This is a genomic window from Acetomicrobium flavidum (genome assembly GCF_900129645.1).
Taxonomy (GTDB): domain Bacteria; phylum Synergistota; class Synergistia; order Synergistales; family Acetomicrobiaceae; genus Acetomicrobium; species Acetomicrobium flavidum.
This window is the reverse complement of the sequence record NZ_FSQZ01000001.1, coordinates 1,344,065-1,367,814: the sequence shown is the minus strand read 5'-3', so window position 1 is coordinate 1,367,814 and position 23,750 is coordinate 1,344,065. Positions and strand designations below refer to the sequence as shown.

The 23,750-nt window shown below is 48.9% G+C and carries 22 protein-coding genes; 10 read left to right on the top strand and 12 right to left on the bottom strand.

The genetic code is table 11. From position 1 onward, the window contains the following. Window positions 1-2: 2 nt before the first annotated feature. Window positions 3-1,220, bottom strand: coding sequence for a 2,3-bisphosphoglycerate-independent phosphoglycerate mutase (locus tag BUQ78_RS06860; protein WP_074199728.1), 1,218 nt, complete (start codon window positions 1,218-1,220; stop codon window positions 3-5). 183 nt (window positions 1,221-1,403) lie between these two features. Here BUQ78_RS06860 and BUQ78_RS06855 point away from each other — a divergent pair, with 183 nt between their 5' ends. Then, entirely contained in the window at window positions 1,404-2,615 is a 1,212-nt protein-coding gene (locus tag BUQ78_RS06855; protein ID WP_074199727.1) for an aminotransferase-like domain-containing protein, read from the top strand. Between the two features lie 84 nt (window positions 2,616-2,699). Beyond that, entirely contained in the window at window positions 2,700-4,088 is a 1,389-nt protein-coding gene (mnmE, locus tag BUQ78_RS06850; RefSeq protein WP_074199726.1) for a tRNA uridine-5-carboxymethylaminomethyl(34) synthesis GTPase MnmE, read from the top strand. Window positions 4,089-4,108: 20 nt separating this feature from the next. Here the strand turns inward: mnmE and BUQ78_RS06845 are convergent, their stop codons facing one another. Together BUQ78_RS06845 and BUQ78_RS06840 are read right to left on the bottom strand one after the other, a co-directional pair. Continuing rightward, on the bottom strand, window positions 4,109-4,639 hold the full coding sequence (locus tag BUQ78_RS06845; RefSeq protein WP_074199725.1) for a flavoprotein: 531 nt from the start codon (window positions 4,637-4,639) through the stop codon (window positions 4,109-4,111). A gap of 25 nt (window positions 4,640-4,664) precedes the next feature. Beyond that, window positions 4,665-5,888, bottom strand: coding sequence for an MFS transporter (locus BUQ78_RS06840; RefSeq protein WP_318259555.1), 1,224 nt, complete (start codon window positions 5,886-5,888; stop codon window positions 4,665-4,667). Between the two features lie 371 nt (window positions 5,889-6,259). On the opposite strand from BUQ78_RS06840, the gene BUQ78_RS06835 reads away from it, so the two are divergent. From BUQ78_RS06835 to trpA, 6 genes are read left to right on the top strand one after another with little or no spacing between them, the layout of a single operon-like run. Beyond that, on the top strand, window positions 6,260-7,645 hold the full coding sequence (locus BUQ78_RS06835) for an anthranilate synthase component I family protein (RefSeq protein ID WP_074199723.1): 1,386 nt from the start codon (window positions 6,260-6,262) through the stop codon (window positions 7,643-7,645). Beyond that, window positions 7,638-8,663, top strand: a complete 1,026-nt coding sequence (gene trpD / locus BUQ78_RS06830) for an anthranilate phosphoribosyltransferase (RefSeq protein WP_074199722.1) — start codon at window positions 7,638-7,640, stop codon at window positions 8,661-8,663. Before BUQ78_RS06835 ends, trpD begins: the two co-directional genes overlap by 8 nt. Further along, the gene (trpC, locus tag BUQ78_RS06825) at window positions 8,660-9,409 is read left to right on the top strand and encodes an indole-3-glycerol phosphate synthase TrpC (protein WP_074199721.1); all 750 of its coding nucleotides are present in this window, start codon (window positions 8,660-8,662) and stop codon (window positions 9,407-9,409) included. The genes trpD and trpC overlap by 4 nt, the downstream gene beginning before the upstream one ends. Beyond that, window positions 9,406-10,032: a phosphoribosylanthranilate isomerase gene (locus BUQ78_RS06820; RefSeq protein WP_074199720.1), complete on the top strand. Its 627-nt coding sequence runs from the start codon at window positions 9,406-9,408 to the stop codon at window positions 10,030-10,032. Before trpC ends, BUQ78_RS06820 begins: the two co-directional genes overlap by 4 nt. 23 nt (window positions 10,033-10,055) lie before the next feature. Then, complete coding sequence (gene trpB / locus BUQ78_RS06815; RefSeq protein ID WP_074199719.1) at window positions 10,056-11,240, top strand: tryptophan synthase subunit beta; 1,185 nt, start codon at window positions 10,056-10,058, stop codon at window positions 11,238-11,240. Window positions 11,241-11,242: 2 nt separating this feature from the next. Then, window positions 11,243-12,031: a tryptophan synthase subunit alpha gene (trpA, locus tag BUQ78_RS06810; protein WP_074199718.1), complete on the top strand. Its 789-nt coding sequence runs from the start codon at window positions 11,243-11,245 to the stop codon at window positions 12,029-12,031. Window positions 12,032-12,068: 37 nt separating this feature from the next. On the opposite strand, the gene BUQ78_RS06805 is transcribed toward trpA, so the two are convergent. The 9 genes from BUQ78_RS06805 to BUQ78_RS06765 form a co-directional block, all read right to left on the bottom strand. After that, window positions 12,069-12,866, bottom strand: coding sequence for a putative hydro-lyase (locus BUQ78_RS06805; RefSeq protein ID WP_014807622.1), 798 nt, complete (start codon window positions 12,864-12,866; stop codon window positions 12,069-12,071). After that, window positions 12,863-13,636, bottom strand: coding sequence for a LamB/YcsF family protein (locus BUQ78_RS06800; protein ID WP_074199717.1), 774 nt, complete (start codon window positions 13,634-13,636; stop codon window positions 12,863-12,865). Before BUQ78_RS06800 ends, BUQ78_RS06805 begins: the two co-directional genes overlap by 4 nt. 19 nt (window positions 13,637-13,655) lie before the next feature. Next, the gene (locus BUQ78_RS06795; protein ID WP_074199716.1) at window positions 13,656-14,723 is read right to left on the bottom strand and encodes a 5-oxoprolinase subunit C family protein; all 1,068 of its coding nucleotides are present in this window, start codon (window positions 14,721-14,723) and stop codon (window positions 13,656-13,658) included. Window positions 14,724-14,789: 66 nt separating this feature from the next. After that, the gene (pxpB, locus tag BUQ78_RS06790; RefSeq protein WP_318259553.1) at window positions 14,790-15,470 is read right to left on the bottom strand and encodes a 5-oxoprolinase subunit PxpB; all 681 of its coding nucleotides are present in this window, start codon (window positions 15,468-15,470) and stop codon (window positions 14,790-14,792) included. Window positions 15,471-15,539: 69 nt separating this feature from the next. Continuing rightward, a complete protein-coding gene (locus BUQ78_RS06785; RefSeq protein ID WP_084532279.1) occupies window positions 15,540-16,772 on the bottom strand; it encodes an NRAMP family divalent metal transporter in 1,233 nt (410 codons plus the stop codon). 25 nt (window positions 16,773-16,797) lie between these two features. After that, the gene (locus BUQ78_RS06780) at window positions 16,798-17,343 is read right to left on the bottom strand and encodes a macro domain-containing protein (protein WP_074199715.1); all 546 of its coding nucleotides are present in this window, start codon (window positions 17,341-17,343) and stop codon (window positions 16,798-16,800) included. A gap of 151 nt (window positions 17,344-17,494) precedes the next feature. Then, complete coding sequence (proS, locus tag BUQ78_RS06775) at window positions 17,495-18,934, bottom strand: proline--tRNA ligase (protein WP_074199714.1); 1,440 nt, start codon at window positions 18,932-18,934, stop codon at window positions 17,495-17,497. Window positions 18,935-18,957: 23 nt separating this feature from the next. Next, window positions 18,958-19,206, bottom strand: a complete 249-nt coding sequence (locus tag BUQ78_RS06770; RefSeq protein ID WP_014807629.1) for a glutaredoxin family protein — start codon at window positions 19,204-19,206, stop codon at window positions 18,958-18,960. Window positions 19,207-19,234: 28 nt separating this feature from the next. Then, window positions 19,235-20,152 carry an AEC family transporter gene (locus tag BUQ78_RS06765; protein WP_074199713.1) on the bottom strand — a complete coding sequence of 306 codons (918 nt, stop codon included), beginning with the start codon at window positions 20,150-20,152 and terminating at the stop codon, window positions 19,235-19,237. Window positions 20,153-20,273: 121 nt separating this feature from the next. On the opposite strand from BUQ78_RS06765, the gene BUQ78_RS06760 reads away from it, so the two are divergent. Both BUQ78_RS06760 and BUQ78_RS06755 read left to right on the top strand, forming a co-directional pair. Next, entirely contained in the window at window positions 20,274-22,547 is a 2,274-nt protein-coding gene (locus tag BUQ78_RS06760; protein ID WP_074199712.1) for a DEAD/DEAH box helicase, read from the top strand. After that, entirely contained in the window at window positions 22,544-23,698 is a 1,155-nt protein-coding gene (locus BUQ78_RS06755; protein WP_074199711.1) for a ribonuclease H-like domain-containing protein, read from the top strand. The genes BUQ78_RS06760 and BUQ78_RS06755 overlap by 4 nt, the downstream gene beginning before the upstream one ends. Window positions 23,699-23,750: the final 52 nt, after the last annotated feature.

Below are 23,750 nucleotides of genomic sequence, written 5' to 3'. Positions count from 1 at the left end.
ACTCATGCTCCATATTTGGCCAACCTCAATCCATGGGCTAACATCAAACCCATAAGATGGTATGCAGGCATTATCCCAAGCGTACCGCTAGCACATGTTCTTTCGCCAAAGGCCGCACCACCGCTGGGTCGAACAAAGGGGCTGGACAGCAACACCGGCACGGGATGCCACGAATGGCTCTTCAGTCGACTGGGAGTGCTGTGATCCCCCGTAACCACCAAGACGTCAGGCTTTAGCTCCAACGCCTTAGGAAGCAGCGAATCGAACCTCTCGATGATTTCCCTTTTGGCATCGTAATTGCCATCCTCACCGTAACTATCGGCGTATTTAACATGCACGTAAAAGAAATCATATTTGTCCCATTGCGACGACAAAGCCTCAAAAAGGCCTTCGAGGCTATGCTCCCTATCTACCACATCGACTACATCCATGCCGACTAAACGTGCTATGCCCTTATACATGGGATACGTAGCAATGGCAACCGGCTTGATCTTATACAATTGGCTTAGCATTGGCATATGGGGCGCTTGAGAGAACCCCCTGAGCAGGCATCCGTTAGCATGCTCCTCTTTTGCCAACAATTCTCTGACCCTCTTGATGAACTCGTTAGCTATAGTGGCCATCAAGTTTCCCCTGGCAGAGGAGGGATTTGCCCACCTCATGGGAAGGCCATTCTTTTGGGGATCGGCATCTTCCACCTCTTCGGACAAATTATCTCCCGAAAACACGACGACGAACCTATGCTCTTCACCGGGATATAGCCTCACCTTGACCCCGCGTATCTCTTTTATGTTTTCTGCTAGGAAGGATATTAGCTCTTTGTTCTTTTCTGTCGATATACGACCTGCCCTTCTGTCCAAGACAACATCGCCAGGTCCCCAGGTGGCAAAGTTTCCCCTTGCACACACTTCCTGAGGGGCAACATGAGCCCCCACCCCCAAGGCCTCAAGTATCCCCCGCCCAATACGAAACTCAAGGGGGTCATATCCGAAGAGCGCTAAATGTCCGGGACCGCTTCCTGGCGTAATGCCCGCCTCAATCATCTGCAACAACCCGGTTTCGCTTTTAGCGGCCAACTTGTCCAAGTTTGGCGTAGAGGCCGCTTCAAGCTCGGTCTTACCGTCCTTGCCAGGCAAGCCGCCAAGTCCATCTATCACAAACAGCACTAACTTCGTCTGATTTTCCAGGACCAACTCGCTAAGCAGATCCATTCTTTTCATCGGTTTACAAGCACCTCCTGAGGTTTGAGTGTTTATGATATTTTACACCATTTTGGGCACGGCAAAATACTTCGACTGCCTACTAGATTGCATGCTATAAAAATTGCATGTTATAATATTAAGTGATTTCCCAATATTGGTTAAGTTAGGGTTGATCCATAATAATTCTAGGAGGCGAAAGTTATGAGCGCTTGGGAAAAGTTGTACAGCAAACGGATAAGCACTTTGAGGCCTTCTCCGATAAGAGAAATGTTGCATGTGATAAGGCAACCTGGGATGATCTCCTTCGCGGGGGGCAACCCCGATCCCCAATCCTTCCCCGTTGACCTGTTTTATGAGTGCGCCAGCATCCTTAAGGAACAGGGCAAAGATGTGCTTCAATACGGTACAACCGAGGGATATGCTCCATTGAAGGAATTTCTCTGCTCATGGTTGGCACCTAGGATGGGTCGATCACTTTCGCAAGACGAACTGTTGATAACGACCGGATCAACCCAGGTAGTGGACTTGCTTTGCTGGGCTCTAATCGACAAGGGAGACCTGGTGATAACGGAAGAACCCACCTTTGTGGGAACTACTTTGACCATGCACAATCATGGCGCTCATTTTCTGACCGTTCCATGCGATGCCGAAGGCATGTTGGTAGACCAGCTACCGAACAAGATAGAGGAGGCCCTATCCCAGGGAAAACACGTAAAGTTCATCTATACCATACCCAACTTTCACAACCCGCTCGGCTGCACGATGTCCTTAGAGAAACGGAAAAAACTGGTCGAGATAGCCCAAAAATATGGAATCGCCATACTGGAAGACGATCCTTACGCATACATCCGATTCGAAGGAGAAGATCTGCCTACGCTGTTTTCATTGGATGACTCCGGACTAGTCATACACGCCTGTACCTTCTCGAAGATACTTGCTCCCGGAACGCGAGTGGCATGGGCGGTGGGCAACAAGGATATCATCAGAAAGATGGCCATCTTTAAGCAGGGCACCGATCTGTGCACAAGCGTCGTAGCTCAGGCTTTGGTTTACGAGTATTGCAAGAGGGGATACATCGACGAGTATCTGCCTCACATAGTAGATCATTACCGCAAGAAGAGAGATAACATGGAAGAATGCCTCAGGAAACACCTGCCGCTGGAAGAAGTTTCGTGGGTAACCCCCGGAGGAGGCTTCTTCTATTGGCTTCAGATGAAGACGATAAAGACCGCAGATCTGTATCCCAAGGCATTGGAGAAAAAGGTCGCCTTCGTGCCAGGAGAATCGTTCTATCCTAACCAAAATGGCGGAGAGCATGAGTTGCGCATGTGCTTTACCTTTGCATCCCCGAAGGATATGGACGAAGGGATAAAACGCCTTGGGGAAGCAATGAGGGAGCTTTTGAAGAAATAGCATATTACCCAAGGTTTATTGCTGACTTTAAAACATGCGGTATAATCGTTAGGAAAAATCTTCCGAGCGAAAAGGGTATATCGGTTGTCTAAAAGCAGCTTCTTTGATTATAACGATACAATTGCTTCCATATCTACCGCCTGGGGGGAGGCCGGAATAGCGATAGTGCGCCTTTCCGGCCCCCAGTCCTTAGATTTGGCAGAGAAGGTCTTCAAGGGAATTAAGCCCCTAAAGGATACTCCCCCAAGATACATGAGAAACGGTTTTTTGATTGACGAAAACGGCGATTGCTTGGACGAGGTGTTGGGGGTTTGGTTTAGGGCTCCCAAAAGCTACACCGCCGAAGATGTGGTCGAAATACACTGCCATGGCGGGTTGCTAGTTGCATCAAAGTGCCTCGACATGCTCCTATCCCATGGAGCTCGCCTCGCCGAGCCCGGCGAATTCACCCAAAGGGCCTTCTTGAACGGAAGGATAGATCTGACACAGGCCGAGGCCGTGCTAGGCATAATAAAGGCCAAAAGCGACGAGGCGCTTCGTGCCGCCGCAAGGACCCTTCGCGGGGAGCTGTCAAAACGCATAGAGGTCGTTTACGACTCTCTGCTCGATCTATCGGCTAACCTTGAAGCTAACCTCGATTTCCCCGAGGAGGACATACCCTATCTATCACCTGACGAGGTTTTAAAAAGGCTGAACGAAATATCCGCAAGCCTTAGGGATTTGGCATCACGCTGCAAGGTGGGCAGGACGTTAAGAGACGGCATAAAAGTTGCGATCGTGGGGCGCCCGAACGTAGGCAAATCCTCCATATTCAATGCCTTGCTTGACGAGACACGGGCGATCGTAACGCCGATTCCAGGAACAACCAGGGACATCGTAGAAGGCATGATAGTTCACAGGGGCATCCCCATAACCTTCATGGATACTGCCGGATTAAGGGTCACTGACGATATCGTGGAATCCATCGGAGTGGGCATGGCACAAAGGGCCCTCAAGGAAGCGGATTTGAAGCTATGGATCATTGACGGCAGCGAATCGCTTATGCAGGAAGATTTAAATTTGGCCGATGAGATAAAAAACCATCCCCACATAGTAGCCATCAACAAGGCAGATATACCACAGGCGATATCGCAAGAAGACTTGGTGGCCATCCTCCCCGATAGCGAGATAGTGGTTCTTTCTGCCTTCGACAAAAATGCCATCGTAGAACTCAAAGAGCGCATTGTAAGAAAGCTGATCAAAGACTCTGCCATAAATGAAGGTTTTAACGCAACTGCAAGACAAATAGACATGCTAAAAAATGTCCAAGCCTGCGTTGACAATGCAATAGCTTCTCTTCATGCAGGAGAGCCTGAAGAATTAATAGCTTCAAATTTGCTTGAGGCCAAATATTATCTGGACAGGCTTCTTGGAAGAAGCTTCGACGAAGACCTGATTCATGCCATATTCAGTCAGTTCTGCGTCGGCAAGTAAATCGTTTTAAATCAAAGGAATTATAAAATATAAATTTCCAAGCTAGATCTCAGTTTCTCAACGTCATCTACCACCGTAACCCCCGGAAATTCCTTAAGCATACTTACGTTTCGCATGTCTATCGGCCTCGGATATACCATTATCCTTTTGCCCGAAGGGGTCACGGACTCTATCTCGCAGGATACGTCACTTGGCAATACGACTATGGGCACCTTAGATTTACCCGCTTGAGCAAACAGGTTAGTGGGTAGGGAATCGGCTATGCCCAATGCACACTTTGCCACCGTGTTTGAAGTAGCAGGCGCTATGACTAACACGCTGTATCTACCCGCAGCAAAGGCACCACAGCTTGCAGAGGATGCGCTCTGATCATTTACTATATCAATACTTTCTCTGAGCAGGTGATCGTATAATCCATACACCTTGATTACTTCCAGACCTGCTCTAGAGACAAAAAGGTTTATGTCGCTTTTATATTCGGCTATAACGTCAATGCACTCCCTTAAAAAGTGCCCCGCGCCCGTGACAACCCATGCTACCCTCTTTATCAAGATAATACCTCCCCCGTGAACTTGCTCACTTAGCCGTCTCCCGTGCAAAGATGTGAAAGATGCAAGCAATAGATATCACGAATGCTGCATTTATGAGGATTGGCCTTATAAATCCCCCGATATCGGCTAACCAACCCAAAGTGACAGGGCCTACCACAAACCCAATGTCACTGATTGCCCTATATAATCCCATCCCGATGCCGTATTCGTCGCGAGACAAAGTATCGGCGACGTAAGCAGATATGACAGGACCTGCCATCCCTATCCCTACCCCCATAACCATGGCGCTAATCAGCAAATAGCTGTAATTCTTACTAAAGGCGACCAAGACCAGCCCAATGCCCAAAAGGATGCATCCAGGCGTTATCAAGGTCTTCCTTGGCAACCTGACAGAAAGTTTGCCCACGATAAACAAGGCTATAAACTGAAAAATTGTGACGATCGTGAGGACTGTCCCTATTAGGGAAGCCGAAAGGCCAATCCTGTCGGCACCAAGCAAGGGGATGAGCTGATTTTGCGTCCCGGTGCGAGTAAAAAATATGCTAAAGGTCACAAGTGAGCCAAGCAGAAATTCCCTTTTCTTAAAGAGCTTTATTATGCCTTTAAGGATGGTCGCTTGTTGTTTTACATCGTCTTCTTTATCGTTAATCTCAATATCATCATTAGATATTGCCTTTGCTGCCTTGGGCGACTTCGTCTCAGGCAGCTTCACGTAAGCCCAAATGGTCGCCAAAGCAGCCATAAATGAATATACGATAAACGGGGCCCTAATTCCCCATGCATCGGCTATATAACCGCCTACCGTTGGACCTAATCCCGCCCCGATAAGGATTGCTCCCTGATAAAAGCTCATCATGGGTCCCCGTGTCCTTACATTGCTAATATCGGCGAGCATGACCATCGCGGCAGTCGTATATAAACCCGATCCCAATCCCTGCAGGAACCTAAAACATAAAAGCTGTAAGTAGCTTCTTGCCATGCTACAGCAGAAGGATGCGACCCCCAATAAGGCAGGCCCCAGCACCAACATGGATCGTCTGCCAAAGATCTCAACCAGGGAACCGGCAGGTACGTCAATCGCTATTCTTGCCAGACCGAAAACCGTTATCAATAGGCCGACCATGGTTATATTGACGCCAAACGATCTGGCATAGTGAGGCAATATGGGGCTTACAATGCCGATGCCTATCATCATGATCATGGCTATGGTACACAACACCAACAATATCTCTTTTCTTTTGCGCAACACTACACCTCCAACGCAAAATAAAAAAATAACACTGCATAATTCGTCATGAATTACGCTTGAAAACAAATTTGGCCTTGACAAATATAACGGGACCATGATAAATTTTACCCAACCTGACGAAAGGGGCAATAGCAAATATGTCCATGATCGATAGTTTTAATAAAAAGAACAATAATTGGTGGTGGCAGGCTCACTGAGTCTGCCACCCGCGGCCTAAATAGATTTTAAGAGGGCCAGGGAGGCAGATCCCTAAAGGATCGGTCTTCTTGGCCCTCTGTTTATACCCAAAGTTCGATAACCGGAGGGCTCGTCTAAAGGACCCTCCGGTTTTATTTTTAGACAAAAATTTGGCAAATAAGGAGTGACGATTGATGCAGACGCAAAATGCAAAGAAAGAAAAGATCGAAACGACCTGCTCATGCAGTTTAGGATCAACAAGAGCTGTAAGCCTTTACAGGACATTGAGAGGCAACGGACCTTCTTTTCTCATGGAGTTAGGCGATTTCGCGCTTTTGGGGGCCAAACCTAAAAAGATATTTCAGGTAGAAGGCGATGTGACCATCGTAACGGATCAAGATGGCCATACAAGAAAACTGCCTAAGGAGGATTTCTTTGAAGCAGTCGACAATTACATGCAGGAACACAAAGTTGCGGATGACGAGCTTTTGCCCTTTAACGGTGGTCTTTTAGGCTACATAGGTTACGACATCGCATCTAATGCCCACCTATCTGCCTATCCTGGCGCTTTTTTGTTCGAGCCTTCCGTTTATTGCGTTTTAGAGAGATCCACCGGAAGGATAATCCACTGCAACCAAACCGGCTTATTCGATGACGCTCCCGTTGAACCGCTGCAGGCAGGCGATAAATCCGCAAATGCTCTTCTTACCGGCCAGCTTGACGGCAAGAGCCCTGTGGAGATCGAGTCTTTCCCACCCAAGGACGATTTCACATCCATGGTTGCAAAAGCGCTTAAGCGCATTGGAGATGGCGAGGCAACGCAGGTAGTCCTGTCCAGGCAGATTAGGACGAAGGAGTACGTAAACCCCATGACGTTATATGAGGCCTTAAGGCAAGTCAACCCCTCTCCATACATGTTCATCATGGAATTCGACGGAAAATGTCTAGTAGGCTCATCTCCCGAGCTTCTTCTAGGGGTAAGGGATGGCCAAGCTCTTACCAGGCCCATTGCCGGCACGAGGCGTCGCGGAAAGGACCAGGGCGAGGACGATTTTTTTGAGATGGAGATGCTCTTCGACGACAAGGAACGCCAAGAACATTTGCTTTTACTTGAGCTTTCCATGAAGGAGTTCGAAAATATGTGCTCGCCTGAAAGCATCAAAGTATCTAAATATTTCGAAGTGGAAAGGTACAGCAATGTCATGCACCTGGTATCTCAAGTCGAGGGAAGGCTCATGCCAAACGTTACGGCAACGCAGGCGTTAAAGGCGTCCTTCCCCGCCGGCACAGTAACGGGAACCCCTAAGGATGCGGCCATGAAGATCATCGACGAAATGGAGTTTATTCCAAGAGGCCCTTACGGTGGAGCTATAGGCTACATCGGATTTAACGGCAATTTGGAGATGAGCATCCTGATCAGGACCTTCATGCAAAACGACGAAGGTTTGACAATTCAGGCCGGAGCAGGGATAGTCGCCGGCTCCAATCCGGAAAGGGAATTTATGGAAACTCAAAACAAGGCTAGAGCCTTGATACAAGCCTTAAAAGTCGCAAAAAACAGGAGGGATAACAATGCTTAGGGGCTATATAGAAAAACTTGCGGCAAGACAAGATTTATCTTACGAGGAAATGCACGAGGCCATGATGGAGATCTTAGAGGGGACCGCCACGGAGATAGAGGCGGCAGGCTTTTTGGTGGCGCTCAAAAGCAAGAAAGAGACCGTCGAGGAAATCACTGCCGCAGCAAACGTCATGCGACAAAAGGCAATCAAGGTCAAGGCACCTTCGACGGCCATAGATACTTGCGGTACGGGCGGAGACGGGGTGGGGACGTTTAATATATCCACTATAGCCTCCCTGGTTGTCGCAGGCGCAGGAATACCGGTGGCAAAACACGGCAATCGCTCCATATCGAGCAAAAGCGGCAGCGCCGATCTAATGGAGGCCTTGGGAGTAAGGATCTTGTCGTCTCCCGAGGAGGCAAATGCATCTCTATCACATGTCAATTTCGGTTTTCTCTTTGCGCCGCACTTTCATAAGGCCATGAAAAACGTGGCAAGGACCAGAAAGGAGCTGGGCGTAAGGACGCTTTTTAACCTGCTTGGGCCTTTAAGCAACCCCGCCTTCGTCAATTACCAAATAATGGGCGTATATGACGACTCCCTGATAAGGCCTCTTGCAGAGGTGCTGATGAACCTCGGCCTGAAGAGCGCCATGGTACTGCATGGTCACGGAGGATTGGACGAGCTTTCCTTGAGTGGGCCTAATCACGTCGTATTCTTCAAGGAAGGAGAAATGCAGGAGTTCTACATATCGCCCGAAGACGTCGGCTTAAGGCAAGCCCCAATATCCAGCCTGCTTGCAGGCTCGCCGCAGGAAAACGCGAAGATCGCCCTGGAGATAGTAAACGGAAAAGAAAAAGGGCCAAAAAGGGACGTAGTGGCCTTAAATGCAGGAGCTGCATTCCTGGTCGTTGGAGCGGCGAAAGACTTGGCCGAAGGGGTCAAACTTGCCCTTCGCGTCATCGAAGAAGGCCTTGCCGCTGACGCCCTTTATAGAATTGTTAAGTTCACAAATGGTATAGGTGAAGCGGCATGATACTGGATCAAATAGTAAGCAAAAAATACGAGGAGCTAATGAACATCAAGGCCCCAAAAAGGTCCCTCTACGACGCTTTGTCTTGTGACGACATCTCGATAATCGCAGAGATAAAAAGGGCTTCCCCAAGTGCCGGTGCAATAGCCGAAGACGTAGATGCGGCAAATAGGGCAAGGCAGTACGAAGCAGGCGGAGCCAGGGCCATATCGGTTGTGACGGAGAGGCATTTCTTTAAAGGGGACCTGAAGATGCTTCAATTGGCAAAGGAAAGCTCCAACCTTCCGATACTGCGAAAGGACTTCATGTTTGATGAGCTTCAGATATACGAAAGCCTCTTTGCCGGAGCCGACGCCGTGCTTTTTATAGTTTCCATCTTGAAGGGCAATAAGTTATGCGACTTAGTTAAGCTTGCTCAAGACCTGGGCATGGAAACCTTAGTAGAAGTGCATGACGAAGATGAGCTTACAGAGGCACTGAAAAGCGATGCAAAGGCCATAGGTTTCAACAACAGAGATTTAAAGACCATGACCGTCGATATGGGAAGGTGTGAATCCCTGATAAAGGCCTTTCACTTGCTAGAACCGGGAAGCGAAAGGAAGCTGGTCGCCGAAAGCGGGGTAAGGACCAAAGAGGACGTAAAAAGGCTGCAGGAGTTGGGCTTCGATGGAATTCTCATCGGCGAGACGCTCATGCGTTCATCTAATCCGACAAGTCTGCTAAAGGAATTATTAGGTGATACTAGATGAGGTTAAGGGTGAAAATATGCGGACTGACCAGAGAAAGGGATGTAACAGCGGCAGTAATGGCAGGAGCTGATGCCGTGGGCTTCGTTTTGGCTCCCAGCCCCAGGAGGGTTGACGTTGACAGGGCAAAAAAGCTTGCAAGTTCCGTTCCTCCCTTGGTTGTCGTCGTGGCAGTGGTAAGTGACCCTTCCTTCGAACTAATGGATGAAATAATAAGTAGCAAAGCGTTTGACTTGATCCAATTTCATGGCAAAGAAGAACCAGGCTTCATATCGAACTGTCCTTTAAGGTCCATAAAGGCAATTGCCATAGAGGGAGAGGAAGACCTGAAGCTCATTAGTCGCTACGAAGAAGTTGCAAATTTCATAATGCTTGACGCTAAACGGGGAAAGCTAAGAGGGGGCACAGGTACTACCTTCAACTGGCAGTTGATAAGGAATTTTAACTTCAAAAAGCCCTTCATCTTGGCCGGCGGGATCGGCCCGGAAAACGTCGAGCAGGCGGTAAAGCTTTTAAGTCCAAGCGCAATAGATGTAAACAGCTCGCTTGAGGTATCGCCAGGAGTAAAAGATGAATCAAAGATAGTGGACTTAATGAAAAAAGTTAGAAAACTCAACGAATTTTAAAACAGAAACGGGAGGGATATAAATTGAAAGTTAAGGGATATTTTGGCAAATTCGGCGGGAGATTCGTGCCCGAAACTTTAATGCCGGCACTGGAAGAACTGGAAAAGGCTTACCTGGAGGCGAAAGACGACCCGTCCTTTATATCACAGTATAACTATTTATTGAAGGAATACTCAGGAAGACCGACGCCGCTTTACTATGCCGATCGCCTTTCCACCTGCCTTGGGGGCATAAAGCTTTACCTGAAGCGTGAGGACTTAAATCATACTGGCGCACATAAGATCAATAATGTGATCGGCCAGATACTCCTTGCCATGCGCATGGGCAAAAAGAGGATCATAGCCGAGACTGGGGCGGGCCAGCACGGTTTAGCCACCGCCACTGCTGCGGCCAAGTTTGGATTGGAATGCCACATCTACATGGGAGTCGAGGACATACACAGGCAGGCCTTAAACGTATATAAGATGAGGACGCTGGGGGCAGAGGTAATACCCGTCGCCTCAGGCAGCATGACGCTTAAGGATGCCACCAATGAGGCCATAAGGGACTGGGTGACCAACGTATCGACCACCCATTACGTGATAGGCTCGGTCGTTGGCCCCCATCCGTACCCAATGATGGTGCGCGATTTCCAGCGCATCATAGGCGATGAGACGAAGGAACAAATCCTTGAGAAGGAAGGCCGTCTTCCCGACATGTTGGTGGCCTGCGTGGGCGGAGGGAGCAACTCCATGGGCATGTTTTATCCCTTCGTTGACGACAAAGAGGTGAAGATGGTGGGCGTAGAGGCAGCAGGATACGGCATAGAGACGGGCAAGCACGCCGCAGCACTTACGGGAGGAAGCATAGGCGTGTTGCATGGATCCAAATCCTACATCCTCCAGGACGAATACGGCCAGATAGTGCCTGCCGTATCCATATCGGCGGGGCTTGACTACCCAGGCGTTGGGCCTGAGCACAGCTTCTATCACGAGACTGGTAGAGTGTATTACACCTACGCCTCAGACGACGAAGCCATAGAGGCCTTCAAGCTCCTATGCGAGACTGAAGGCATAATCCCGGCACTTGAAAGCGCTCATGCCCTTGCTTACCTGATGCGCGAGCATAGGAACATCAAGCCAGGTTCGTTGGTCGTCTTGTGTCTTTCGGGAAGGGGAGACAAGGATATGGAGGCATTGAAGGGAAAACTTTTTAAGGAGGAAGAGTAACCATGAGGACGATAGCCGAAGCTTTTGATAGTGGTAAACTTCTCATCCCTTACATCTGTGCCGGCGACCCAAACCTTCACACGACGGCACAGATCATAAAGGAGCTTGATAAACTCGGAGCAGGGATAATAGAGGTAGGCATGCCCTTTTCTGACCCCTTGGCAGACGGTCCCGTCATTCAGGCGGCATCCCAACGGGCCCTAGCCAGCGGAACGACCATGCCGAAGATATTCAAGATGCTGAGCGAAATAAAGGGCCTCAGCGCACCTATCGTGTTAATGGGATATATTAACCCAATAATGAAATACGGTGAAAGCTCATTTGTAAGAGACGCACTGGCCTGCAATGTTTCTGGCGTCCTCATACCGGATCTCCCCTTCGACGAAGGCAAGGAATTTTACGATATGTGTGCAAGCGAAGGTTTATGTCCGATCTACATGGTCACGCCCAACACGGACGACGAAAGGCTGGGTCAAATCGGAAGGGTAGCCAAAGGTTTCTTGTACTGCGTATCCCTCCTTGGCATAACGGGAGATGCGAGAGGGCCCATCGATGAAATAAAGTCGTACATGGAAAGCGTCAGGACGCACACATCCGTCCCGCTTGCCCTTGGCTTTGGGATAGATAGCCCAGAAAAAGTAAAGGCCGTAAAACCTTACGTAGACGGCATAGTCGTCGGAAGCGCGATCGTAAAGATAATTGCCGAAAAATCAGCCCTTGGGGAAAGGGCAATTAAAGACGAGGTATCCACCTTCGTGTCAAGTTTTTTAAGGGCCCTAAGGGAACAGTAAAAGCAAAGGCGAGGGTTTCCCCTCGCCTTTAAAATCATCAAAATATGGCGTAGTCTGAGTCCTTGGGGTCGCATACGAACATATGGCCCGGCGCATGGGTTATCGCGAAGGGTGGCTTGCTTGCCATCAAGGCTGCCTGCGGCGTCACCCCACAGGCCCAAAACACCGGGACTTCGCCATCATTAATTGGAACGGAATCGCCGAAATCCGGTTTATTGACGTCCTTGATGCCTATGATCGACGGATCTCCGATGTGCACGGGAGAGCCGTGCACTGCTGGAAATCGTCCCGTCGTCAATACGGCCTTGGGCACCTGACAAGCAGGGATTGGCCTCATGCTCACCACCATGGGGCCGGAAAGCCTTCCAGCCGGAATGCATTGAATGTTAGTTATGTACATGGGGACGTTGCAACCGCATTCGATATGACGAACGGGTATCCCGGCATCGAGCAATGCGGATTCAAAGGTAAAGGAACACCCCAGCAAAAAGGCCACAAGGTCATCGCGCCAGTAAGAGACTATATCCGTAGGCTCATCTATAAGCTCGCCGTCTTTCCAAACTCTGTACTTGGGCAGGTCGGTGCGAAGGTCAGCCCCCCTGGCCACAAGCCTAGGCTCGGGGTCCCCCGGTTCCGTTATATCAAGCACTGGACAAGGCTTCGGATTGCGCTGCGCAAACACCAGAAAATCGTAAGCCCAATCTTTGGGCAATATGACCAAATTTGCCTGCACGTGGCCCTTGGCCATACCTGCGGTAGGGCCTTTCCACTCCTTATTCCTTATTGCCAGCCTTACCTCCTGAGGGGTCCTTTGAGCGTAATCTACGGCCCTCATTGTTTTATCACCTCTGATATGGGCACTATCTTTATACCTGCTGCTTGCAAGCCCTTTCTGATTTCGGTGGCCATCTGAACAGCTTTGGGAGAATCGCCGTGCAGACAGATGGAATGCGGCTTGAGATCTATGATCTTACCATCAATGGTCTCGACTTTGCCTTCCTTAACCATGCGAACCACCCTGGCCACTGCCAAGCTGACGTCATGTATCATGGAACCTTGGACCTTACGCGGGACTAACGTACCATCCGCCTGGTAAGCCCTGTCGGCAAAGGCCTCCGCAGCGTAAGGCACACCAACTTCAGCCGCAGCTTTGTCGAACTCAGAATTTGCCAACCCCAGCAGGATCAAACCTTGGCCGGCATCCTTTACGGCCTGTGCAATTGCTACAGCCAAGGCGTGATTTTTGGCAGCCTGGTTATAAAGGGCCCCGTGAGCTTTGACGTGCTGGAGCTTAACTCCCACTGCATTGCATGCCGCCTGCATTGCCCCTATCTGATATAGCGTGTAGGCATAAGCTTCGTCAGGCGTCACATCCATGTTCCTTCTGCCAAAACCCATTAAGTCGGGATAACCGGGATGGGCTCCTACGGCCACTCCCTTTTCCTTGGCCGCCCTTACAGTGGCAAGCATGACCATCGGATCGCCGGCATGAAATCCACAGGCTACGTTGGCAGAGCTCACAAAGTCCAATACAGCTTCATCATTTCCCATCTTCCATGCGCCAAAGCTTTCACCTAAATCGCTGTTCAAATCTATGAAATACATCGAAAACACCTCCTTAATTTTAGTCGAGTTCCTCCACGATCACATCGTAGGTTCTCCCGTCCACCCTTAATGCCCAGCGTTCGCTAACCCTGGGCTTTGGCGACCCTACGGGAACAACCCGGCGGGACCTGTAAGAGGCACGTAACCTTAGCAACTCTTCAATTTGCTCTCTTTCTGCCTTTGTCGCAGCGATGGACTCCTCCAGGGATATGGCCTTAAATCGTACGGTCTGCCCTGGAATGCGCTGGGCAAGGACGGCTATATCGGGCGTGCTAAGGACCGCTATCTTGGTATAGCCTCCAGTAGTTTGCCTGTCGGCCAACATGCATATGGGCTTGCCATGGCCGGGTACCTGAACGGCGCCCAAGGGTATGGCATCGGAAATGATATCTGCTCCTGCTTTGTGTTCTATCACCGGCCCCTCAAGCCTGTAGCCCATCCTGTCAGCCTCATTAGTTATCGTATATTCAGATTCAAGAAACGTCTTTAATCCCTTCTCGGTAAAGGCGTCGTCCTGGGGGCCTAACACCACCCGCAAAGGCAGTTCTAATTCCCTCTTGGGCCTTAAGCGCTCAGGGCAGGCAAGGCCTACTGAAAGCCATGTCAACGGTTTAAGCGGTCCTGTAGAGATGCGATCTCCAGCCTTGAGTGCCCTACCGTTAAACCCTCCTACCCCCGCTCTCAAATACGTCGACTTACTTCCCATCACTATCGGCACGTCCAGACTTCCTGAAACGCACAAATAGGCCCTACACCCATGCCCCTTTGGAGCAGACAGCGCAATGGTATCTCCGGCTTGCACCTTAACAGATTGCCACAGCGGCGCTTCAACATCATTTATGGTAAAATTTATTTCTGCTCCAGTCACGGCAATGAGCCCTTCGCCCTCGAGCACTGCTAGGGTCGGGCCCATTAAAGTTATCTCAAAGGCCGCTTCACCGGGATCATTTCCCACCAATATATTGCCTATCTTTAAAGCCTGAGGATCCATAGCTCCCGCCACGGGCATGCCCTTGCCCTGGTAACCCCAGCGGCCCAGGTCCTGAACGGTCGTAAGGAGCCCTGCGGATAAAACTTCAAAGATCACTTGGCATCACCGCTTTTCGTCAAGATTTCCGGCTTATATGTTCTGGCGGCAACCTGCGATGCTATTTCATCGTATTCCTTGCGGTCTATACTCCGAAAGCGCACCCACATTCCCGCGTCGATCAAAAAGGGGGGGCTGACCTTCCGGATCAAAGAGCTTCAAGGGCGTTCGGCCTATCAGCTGCCAACCGCCCGGGCTATCTATGGGATATATGCCGGTTTGTTTTCCCGCTATGCCAACGCTTCCAGCGGGTATTACCTTTCGAGGCTCCTTCAACCTTGGCGTGGCAAGGCTCTCATCCATCCCGCCCAAGTAGGAAAAACCGGGCGTAAAACCCAACATGTAGCAATAGTAATCCACCGCGGTATGACGCTTTATTATTTCCTCTTCAGAAAGCCCCGTGTGGTCGATCACGTTTTGCATATCGGGGCCAAATTCGCCGCCATAGCATACGGGGATTACTATGATCAGCCCACCCTTGGGGACCTCTCCTTTGGTGTCTGCCGCTAATTTTTTAAGCCTTTCAAAGAAAGGAGCTACATCTCCTACCCTAACGGGGTCAAAATAAACCGTTAAGGAGCGATAGGTGGGGACCAGTTCCACAACACCGTTAAACTGTCCGCGGTCTATGAACTGACGAAGCTGTTGTACTCTTGCGTTGACCTTTATATCTATACTGTCACCAAACTCTATGGTCACAGCGCTATCGCCAGCATACAAGACCTTAGGTTCTAGATATTCAGCCAATTTACACACCCCTTACTTCATCAAATAGGGGTAAGGAGGCGTTTATAACATCCCTTACCCCTAAACATTTTACTTAAACATAGTAAATATCTTCCCGAGCGATATAATGCCCATCCATAGAGTAATTGCCACCATGAAATATCCGGTAATAGTGAGCCAGATGGGATGCTTGTAATCTCCTACGACCTCTTTTTTATGTGCCGCCAGCAGGATGGACAGAAGGGCCAAGGGAAGTATAAGCCCATTTACCGAGCCGGCGAAGATGAGCAAAGTAACAGGCTGGCCGATCGTGATCAGGATTGCCGTAGAAATTATGATGAACCCGATGATCCACCATCGGTTATTTCTTTGAATATGCTTAAACAGGGTTTGCAAGAAGGATATGGACGTAAATGAAGCACCAACAACCGATGTTATAGCGGCAGCCCACAATATAACGCCAAATATCCTATATCCGATCTCTCCAGCACCAAGCCTAAAGGCAGAAGCAGGAGGGTTTGAAGGGTCTAGGGAATGGCCTGCCCACACAACGCCCAGGATGGCCAGGAAAAGAAGTATACGCATAACTCCCGTTATGATGACACCGTTCATTGCTCCGCGTGTGACGTCTTTGACCTGTTCTGGACCACAAATTCCGGCGTCCAAAAGCCTATGGGCTCCGGAAAAGGTGATGTAACCTCCGACCGTACCCCCTATCAAAGTTATGATAACCATCCAATCTATCTGAGACGGTATGAAGGCTTCCTTTACGGCTACGCCGACAGGGGGCTTGGTGACAATGGCCGTGTATAAGACCAGGGCTATCATGATAAAGCCAAGTATTTTAGTGAACTGATCCATCGCCCGACCCATTTCCTTATATAGGAACAAAATAATGGCTATGAGCGCGCTAATGATAGCGCCCCACGTTATTGGTATGCCGGCTATCACCTTTAAGCCCATAGCCGCCCCGCCAACGTTGCCGATGTTAAACACCAATCCTCCGATGGCGACTAAAAAGGCGATGAAATATCCTAGGCCAGGGAAGACTTTATTGGCCACATCTTGAGCACGCATCTTTGAAACGGCCAATATCCGCCAAACGTTCAATTGAACGATCAAGCTCACGATAATCGAAAGCAAAATCGCGAAGGCAAATGAGGCCTTCAGCTTTTCGGTAAAAACGGCTGTCTGCGTCAAAAAGCCAGGCCCTATCGAAGATGTAGCCATCAAAAACGCTGCTCCTAGCAAGACGCTTAACGTTTCTTTTCTGCTCTTCTGCTCCTTACTGGTCATGCTATTCCTAGATTCCTGCTTAGACACAAGATCCACCTCCTGCAGATTTCGATCACGCCTTCTTGGCAACAATTTGCTCAAGAACACGTCCAAACGATCGAAGGGCATCGTCGTCGTATAAGTAAATGACTATTTCTTTCAAGGACGTGTCTTCCTCCTCGATGTAGTAGAATATCTCCTCCAACATCGCTAATGCACATGCATCATAGGGAATCGATCCGGCACCTGTGCCGAGGGCAGGAAAGGCAATGCGCTCTATCTTTAACTCATCGCATCGCATCAAAGCACTTTGGGTCGCTTCCCTAATCATCTTCTCGCTGGTCTTGAGATCCTGACCCATCACGACCGCATGGATGACGTAATCGACATCCAGCTTTCCGGCACCCGTCACTACGGCTTCTCCCACTTTGACAGGGCCAATCGACATCGCTTCCTTTTCTATCTCGTCACCTCCTTTCTTTTTTATGGCCCCAGCCACGCCGGAACCCATCCAGAGATGGTTATTGGCAGCGTTGACGATCGCATCGCCATCATAGGTGGTTATATCACCCTTATAAAGCTTTATTGTAACTCCCTTAAGCTTAGCCTCCGTTATCATGCTTCTATCCCTCCCCAAGGGAAACAAACTATTCTTCGTGCTATCAAGACGCTACCATGCATATATATATATGATAGTGCATTTCGAAGGAACAGCGTAGGCGAATCAGGTTTTAGCCAAATTTAGCCAACCAAGTTTGACGTGTGTTAACCTAATATGCCTTGGCAAATATGGCGAGCCTGCCTCCGGGCTTTTTCGTGTAAAAGCAAGTCCCTTCGCTTGAATCGTCCAATAAAAAGCATCGAACGGTAGCCGTCGTGGCCTCCTTGATTGCCCTTTCGTCCTCCGGAGTTCCGGCAAAATAGGCCTTTATGAAGCCTCCCTTTTTATTTAATACTTCCTTAAACTCATCAAAGGAACTTACCTGATATGTATTGCTCTCGCGGAAAGCTTTTGCCCTTTCAAATAATGACCGCTGAATTTCGTCTAAAAGCTTGGGCACTTCGCGCTCCACGGCATCGAATGATATATTTAGGACCTCTGCCGTATCCCGCCTGACGGCGCGAAGACACGAAGAGCTCATCTCGGCCTCGCCCAGCTCTAACCGTAGAGGCACGCCCCTCTGTAAATGATAAAAGAACCTATCGCCCGGCCTCATATGAAATTGTGTATCCAGTATGACCCGGTTTCTCCCCAATAAAGCTGTCAGCTTGTCTACGATCTTTTGAGCCTCCGGCAACATGATATCTTGCAATCGATTTTGATCGGGGCTCATTGGTATGACGACCACCTTTATCGGTGCAACATTGGGAGGGAGCACAAGGCCGTCGTTATCGGCGTGAGTCATTATGATGGCACCTATCAGGCGAGTCGATGCCCCCCAGCTTGTCGTCCATGCGTATTCAAGCTCTCCGTCTCTATTTTGAAACTTTATGTCGAAAGCCTTAGCAAAGTTTTGGCCCAAGAAATGGCTAGTGCCGGCCTGTAGGGCACGCTTATCGGTCATCATCGCCTCACAGGTATATGTGTTTTCGGCACCAGGAAATCTTTCTCCTTCCGACTTTTCTCCAACTACCACGGGGAGGGCTAACACCTCTTCCATGAAGGATCGATATACCTCAAGCATCCTGAGAGTCTCTTCCATGGCCTCTTCTCTAGTGGCATGGGCTGTGTGGCCTTCCTGCCAAAGGAACTCCGATGTCCTTAAGAACAGCCTGGGCCTCTTCTCCCAACGCAGCACATTACACCATTGGTTAATTAATATAGGAAGATCTCTCCAGGACTGAACCCATTTGCTGTACATGTAGCCTATTACCGTTTCCGAGGTGGGCCTTATAACCAATGGTTCTTCCAGTTCTTCGCCTCCCGCATGGGTAACAACGGCACATTCCGGCGAAAAACCCTCGACGTGTTTTGCTTCCTTTTCCAGAAAGGAGCTTGGGATCAATAGCGGAAAGTAGGCATTCACATGTCCAGTTGCTTTAAAACGTTCGTCGAGCTGGCTTTGTATCGATTCCCAAATGGCATATCCGGTGGGGCGAATGACCATGCACCCGCGTACGGGGGCATAGTCGGCCATCTCGGCAGCCTTTATCACATCCAAATACCACTGCGAATAATCCTTTTCGCGGGGCGTTATATTTCGTGCCATCTCCATCCCTCCGTAATTTAGCGCTATAGACTTGCGATTCCCTCGTCCTCCAAAAGGTCGATGAGGCGTTCCTTGTTAAATCCGACTACAAACCTATCTCCCACCTGAACTACGGGAACGCTCAATTGATGGGTACGCCTGACCAATTCCATGGCTGCCTCTCTATCGCGGCTTATATCAACAACCTGATACTCAATTCCTTTTTCCGATAAGATTTCCTTGACCTTCTCGCAGGCAGGACATGTCGGACTGGTGTAAACCTTGACATGCATTGCAAAATCACTCCTCGTTTTTATTGTCCTAAAATAAAATGTAAACCCATATGGGAACTACCAATATGGAGATAAATGTACTTGTAGCAATAAGTTCTGCTGCGTACTTATGATCCATACCCATCCCCTTGGCTACGATAAACGTATTAACAGCCACGGGCATGGCAGAAACTAGTATAACAGCGTTTCGGACGTTATGGGCAACCGGCCACACAAAAAACAACGACATTACCAAAAGCGGATAAACAGCCACCTTCATCAGCACATCTACCCAAGTATATTTTATGGATGTCACCATCTCTCCCAATTGTATGCCCGCACCCAATGCTATTAACGCAAGCCCCGTGGCGGCCTCGCTCAACATCTTAAGCGATTCATCCACCCATAACGGCAATTTAATTTGTAGCACTTCGGCACAAAATAAAGCAAGGATGCTTGAAATTATAAGGGGATTTTTCGACAGCTCTTTAAGCGTCCCAAAAAGAGTATCGAGATTTAATTTCCTGTAAAAACCTATTTGCCCAAAGGCAACTGACAAAATATGGTAGCCAACTAGCGACAGGCCAAGATATTTGGACACAGCCGTAACGCCCACGTCTCCCATTGTTAAAGAAACAACCGGAATGCCCATGTAAATGTTGTTAGATCTCATGCAGGTGAGGAGAGAAACCCCAAGCCTTGCTGGATTTTTTTTCCACGGAGACGCTACAAAAGATATGAAAGGCATTATCAAAAAGGACAGATATACAGCATATATCAAATTAACATCTTCTTTAGCAAATCCCCCTGAATAAAATATGCTCCTGAAGATAAGGGCTGGCAAAACTACCCAGTAAAGCATGCCCTCCAGGTTGCTGTTGTCGCCCTTGATGACTCTAAGGCGGCGCAAAGTCCATCCTACGCCCATGATGACGATCAAAGGTAAAACGACAGTCACGTATTGCATGCAATATCGTCTCCTCTCAAGTACAAATAAGGCTCACGTTAGAAATTATAGTGTACCTTTGCGAAATAAATTTAATCAATCGCCAACTAATGCTAAACTTCTATAAGGGGGTGGAAGCATTTTGGAGGCTTTGTTCCGTAAGAAAGATTTAGCGGCATTCCTAGAAACGTTAAAAACCTTTCCGGGCGAGATCACCAGTTGCGTGACTTTGTCCGCAAAACAAGCCAAATTTGACTCGTGGCCAGCCGTAAACCCTAAATTAGTCGCGACATTAAACGAGCTTGGCATCGAAAAGCCTTACTCTCATCAGGCCAGAGCGATAAACCTTGCCCTATCGGGGAAAAACGTAGTCGTGGTCACTCCCACGGCATCCGGCAAAACCCTATGTTATAACGTGCCGGTGATAAATTCGATCATGGAAGATAACTCTTGCAGAGCGCTTTACATATTTCCCACAAAGGCGCTAAGCCAGGACCAATTGACTGAAATTAGCGCAATAACCAATAAACTGGGCGTGCCCATATCCACTTTTACCTACGATGGCGATACGCCACCACAGGAGCGTGCAAAGGTCAGGGCCGCGGGACATGTCGTCGTGACCAATCCCGACATGTTGCACACGGGCATCTTGCCACACCATACGAAGTGGATAAAGTTGTTCGAGAACTTGCGGTATATAGTCATAGATGAGCTTCATACCTACAAAGGTATATTTGGGTCGCATCTATCAAACGTCATAAGGAGGCTCAAGAGGATATGTTCCTTTTACGGTTCCAGCCCCACATTCATATTGTGTTCTGCAACCATCTCAAACCCTTTAGAGCTGGCCGAAGCCCTCATAGAAGAACATGTCGAGCTGGTTGCGGAAGATGGTGCGCCTAGGGCTGAAAAACAGGTATTAATTTACAATCCTCCTCTCATCAGCAAAGAACTCGGCATAAGAGGTTCTTCCTTATTGGCCACGGCAGAGATCGCAGCGCAAGCAATAACAAATGGCATCAGCACTATAGTCTTTACCAGGTCAAGGCTTAACGTGGAGCTCCTGCTGACATACATCAGAAACAACTTAAGGGACCTACGTATGGACGAGAACCTTGTAAGTGGCTATCGCGGGGGCTACCTCCCCAATGAGCGCAGGAAAATTGAGAAAGACCTTAAAAACGGGAACATCCTCGGCGTAGTGAGCACAAGTGCCCTAGAGCTGGGGATAGACATAGGAAGCCTGTCTTTGGCCGTCATACACGGATATCCTGGCAGCATATCGTCGGCTTGGCAACAGATCGGAAGAGCAGGCAGGCGCTCTGGAGGTTCGGCTGCAATTTTAGTCGCCTCATCCAATCCCCTTGACCAATTCATAGCTGCAAAGCCGGACTACTTCTTTGGAGGCTCTCCCGAATTGGCCAGGATCAACCCCAACAACCTCTACATATACGTTGATCACGTCAAATGTTCAGCCTTTGAGCTAAACTTCGCCCAAGATGAACCGTTTGGGAAGACCAACCCCAGAGAAGTCCTTGAATACCTTACACAATATGACGTCTTGCATTTTGCCGGATCGCGATACTTTTGGCAGTCGGATTCATTCCCCGCGCAAGGGATATCGCTACGAAGCGCCACGAACGAAAATTACACAGTGATAGACGTGACTGAAAACCACAAGCCCAAAGTCATCGGGGAGGTCGATAGACCTAGTGCTCCCATGTTAATACACCCCGAGGCTATATACTTTCATGACGGCAAGCCGTATCAGGTCATCGAGCTGGACACCAAGGGTTTGCGCTGTTATGTAAAGCAAGTCTCTGTAGATTACTATACTGATGCAGATTTGGCAGTCCGATTGCAAGTCTTGGATGTCTTCAAGGAAGAGGACCAATGGGGATTGGGCGAGGTATTGCTAAGCTTTCGTCCAACGGTGTATAAAAAGATCAAGCTCATGACGCATGAGAATGTGGGATACGGCCAAATCCATATGGACGAAGAGGAGATGCACACCACGGCCTGCTGGCTCAAGTTGGAAAAACAATACAGCGAGGCATTAGGAGAGGAAAATTTAAGCTCTGGTTTACTTGGGGTATCCCATCTATTTAGGGCGATCGCGCCGCTTTTTCTAATGTGTGACCGAGGCGATATTAGCGTCCATCACATGGTGCGCGACCCGATGTTCGAGAAACCGGTCATTTACATAGCAGATAACGTCCCCGGTGGCGTTGGGCTTGCCGAAGGAGCATTTATGCTAAGGCAAAAACTGATAAATGCTGCCCTTGAGGCCATAGAAAGCTGCCCTTGTGAGAACGGCTGCCCTGCTTGTACGGGTGCATTGGGTGCAACGATCAGGGCGAAAACCCCAACAAAAACCTTACTAAATATCTTAAGATCGCAGGCTGATGTCAAATGAACGCGAGTAAGCCATTTAACCTTGAAGAAATATTTGCCAGGTTAAAGGTCAATAAAAGGGATGAACCGAAAGAAGTATTAAATCTTCCTCCCGGTCGCTTCCTAGATGAAGGCGTATATCTTTGCGAGGCAATACACGATACTACTAGCATAGTTGACGAATGCGAACGGAAAAGATGCATAGAAACGCTATCTTCATGGGGAGGCGGAGAACCTTTGGTCTTTTTTGACCTGGAGACCACGGGGTTATCCGGAGGAACAGGGACTTATGCCTTTTTGGCAGGCATAGGAATTTACCAAGAGGACAGCTTCATTGTACGTCAACTGTTCCTGTGCTCACCAAAATATGAGCAGGCTTGGCTCTCGAGGTTGCTGGACATAATTCCCAATAAACCGGCCTTCGTTACATACAACGGGAAAAACTTTGACCTCCCGTTGATCAACACCAGGCTTTTGTTATCTAGGATGAAACCCTTTGAAGAGACAAAACATCTGGATCTGCTTTATCTTGTAAGAAGGCTTTGGAAGAGACGCATAGGTTCCTGTTCCCTCTCCAACGTCGAAAGGCAAATCTTAAATATCGGACGAGAAAGCGACGATATTCCAGGTCGCTTTATACCGGATCTCTACATGACATTTCTCAAGACGGGCGATGCTACCATGCTTAACGGTGTCTTTTACCACAACGAGATGGATATACTCTCCTTGTGTAATTTATTTTACAAGGTTGCCTTTGTCCTTTCCGGGCAAAGCCATGACCCCTATGAGGTAAATTGCGCTGGAGATGCCTGGTACCGCCATAATCTAGACCAGGCAAAATTACTTTGGGCAAAAGCAGCACAGCTGGAGCCTCCGGCTACGGAGGCCCTTTGGAAATTAGCCATGGAAAATAAAAGACGGAACAATTATCATGAGGCACTATCATTACTCACGAAGCTCTACGGCATGGGTTATAGAAAGATAGACGTAGCCGTGGAGATCTCAAAGATATACGAACATCAACTGAAGGACGCAAAGGCAGCCCTATCGTGGGCCGACAAGGCTATGATGGATTTCCTCCAATATCGTCCCCTTGCTCTGACATGGCAAAATAGACTGCCTGATCTCTCAAAGCGCCTAGAGCGCTTGAAAAGGAGACTGGGTGCGTCTTGATTAGATGAACTAGAATCACAAAAAATAAGAGACCCCAAAAATGGGGCCTCTC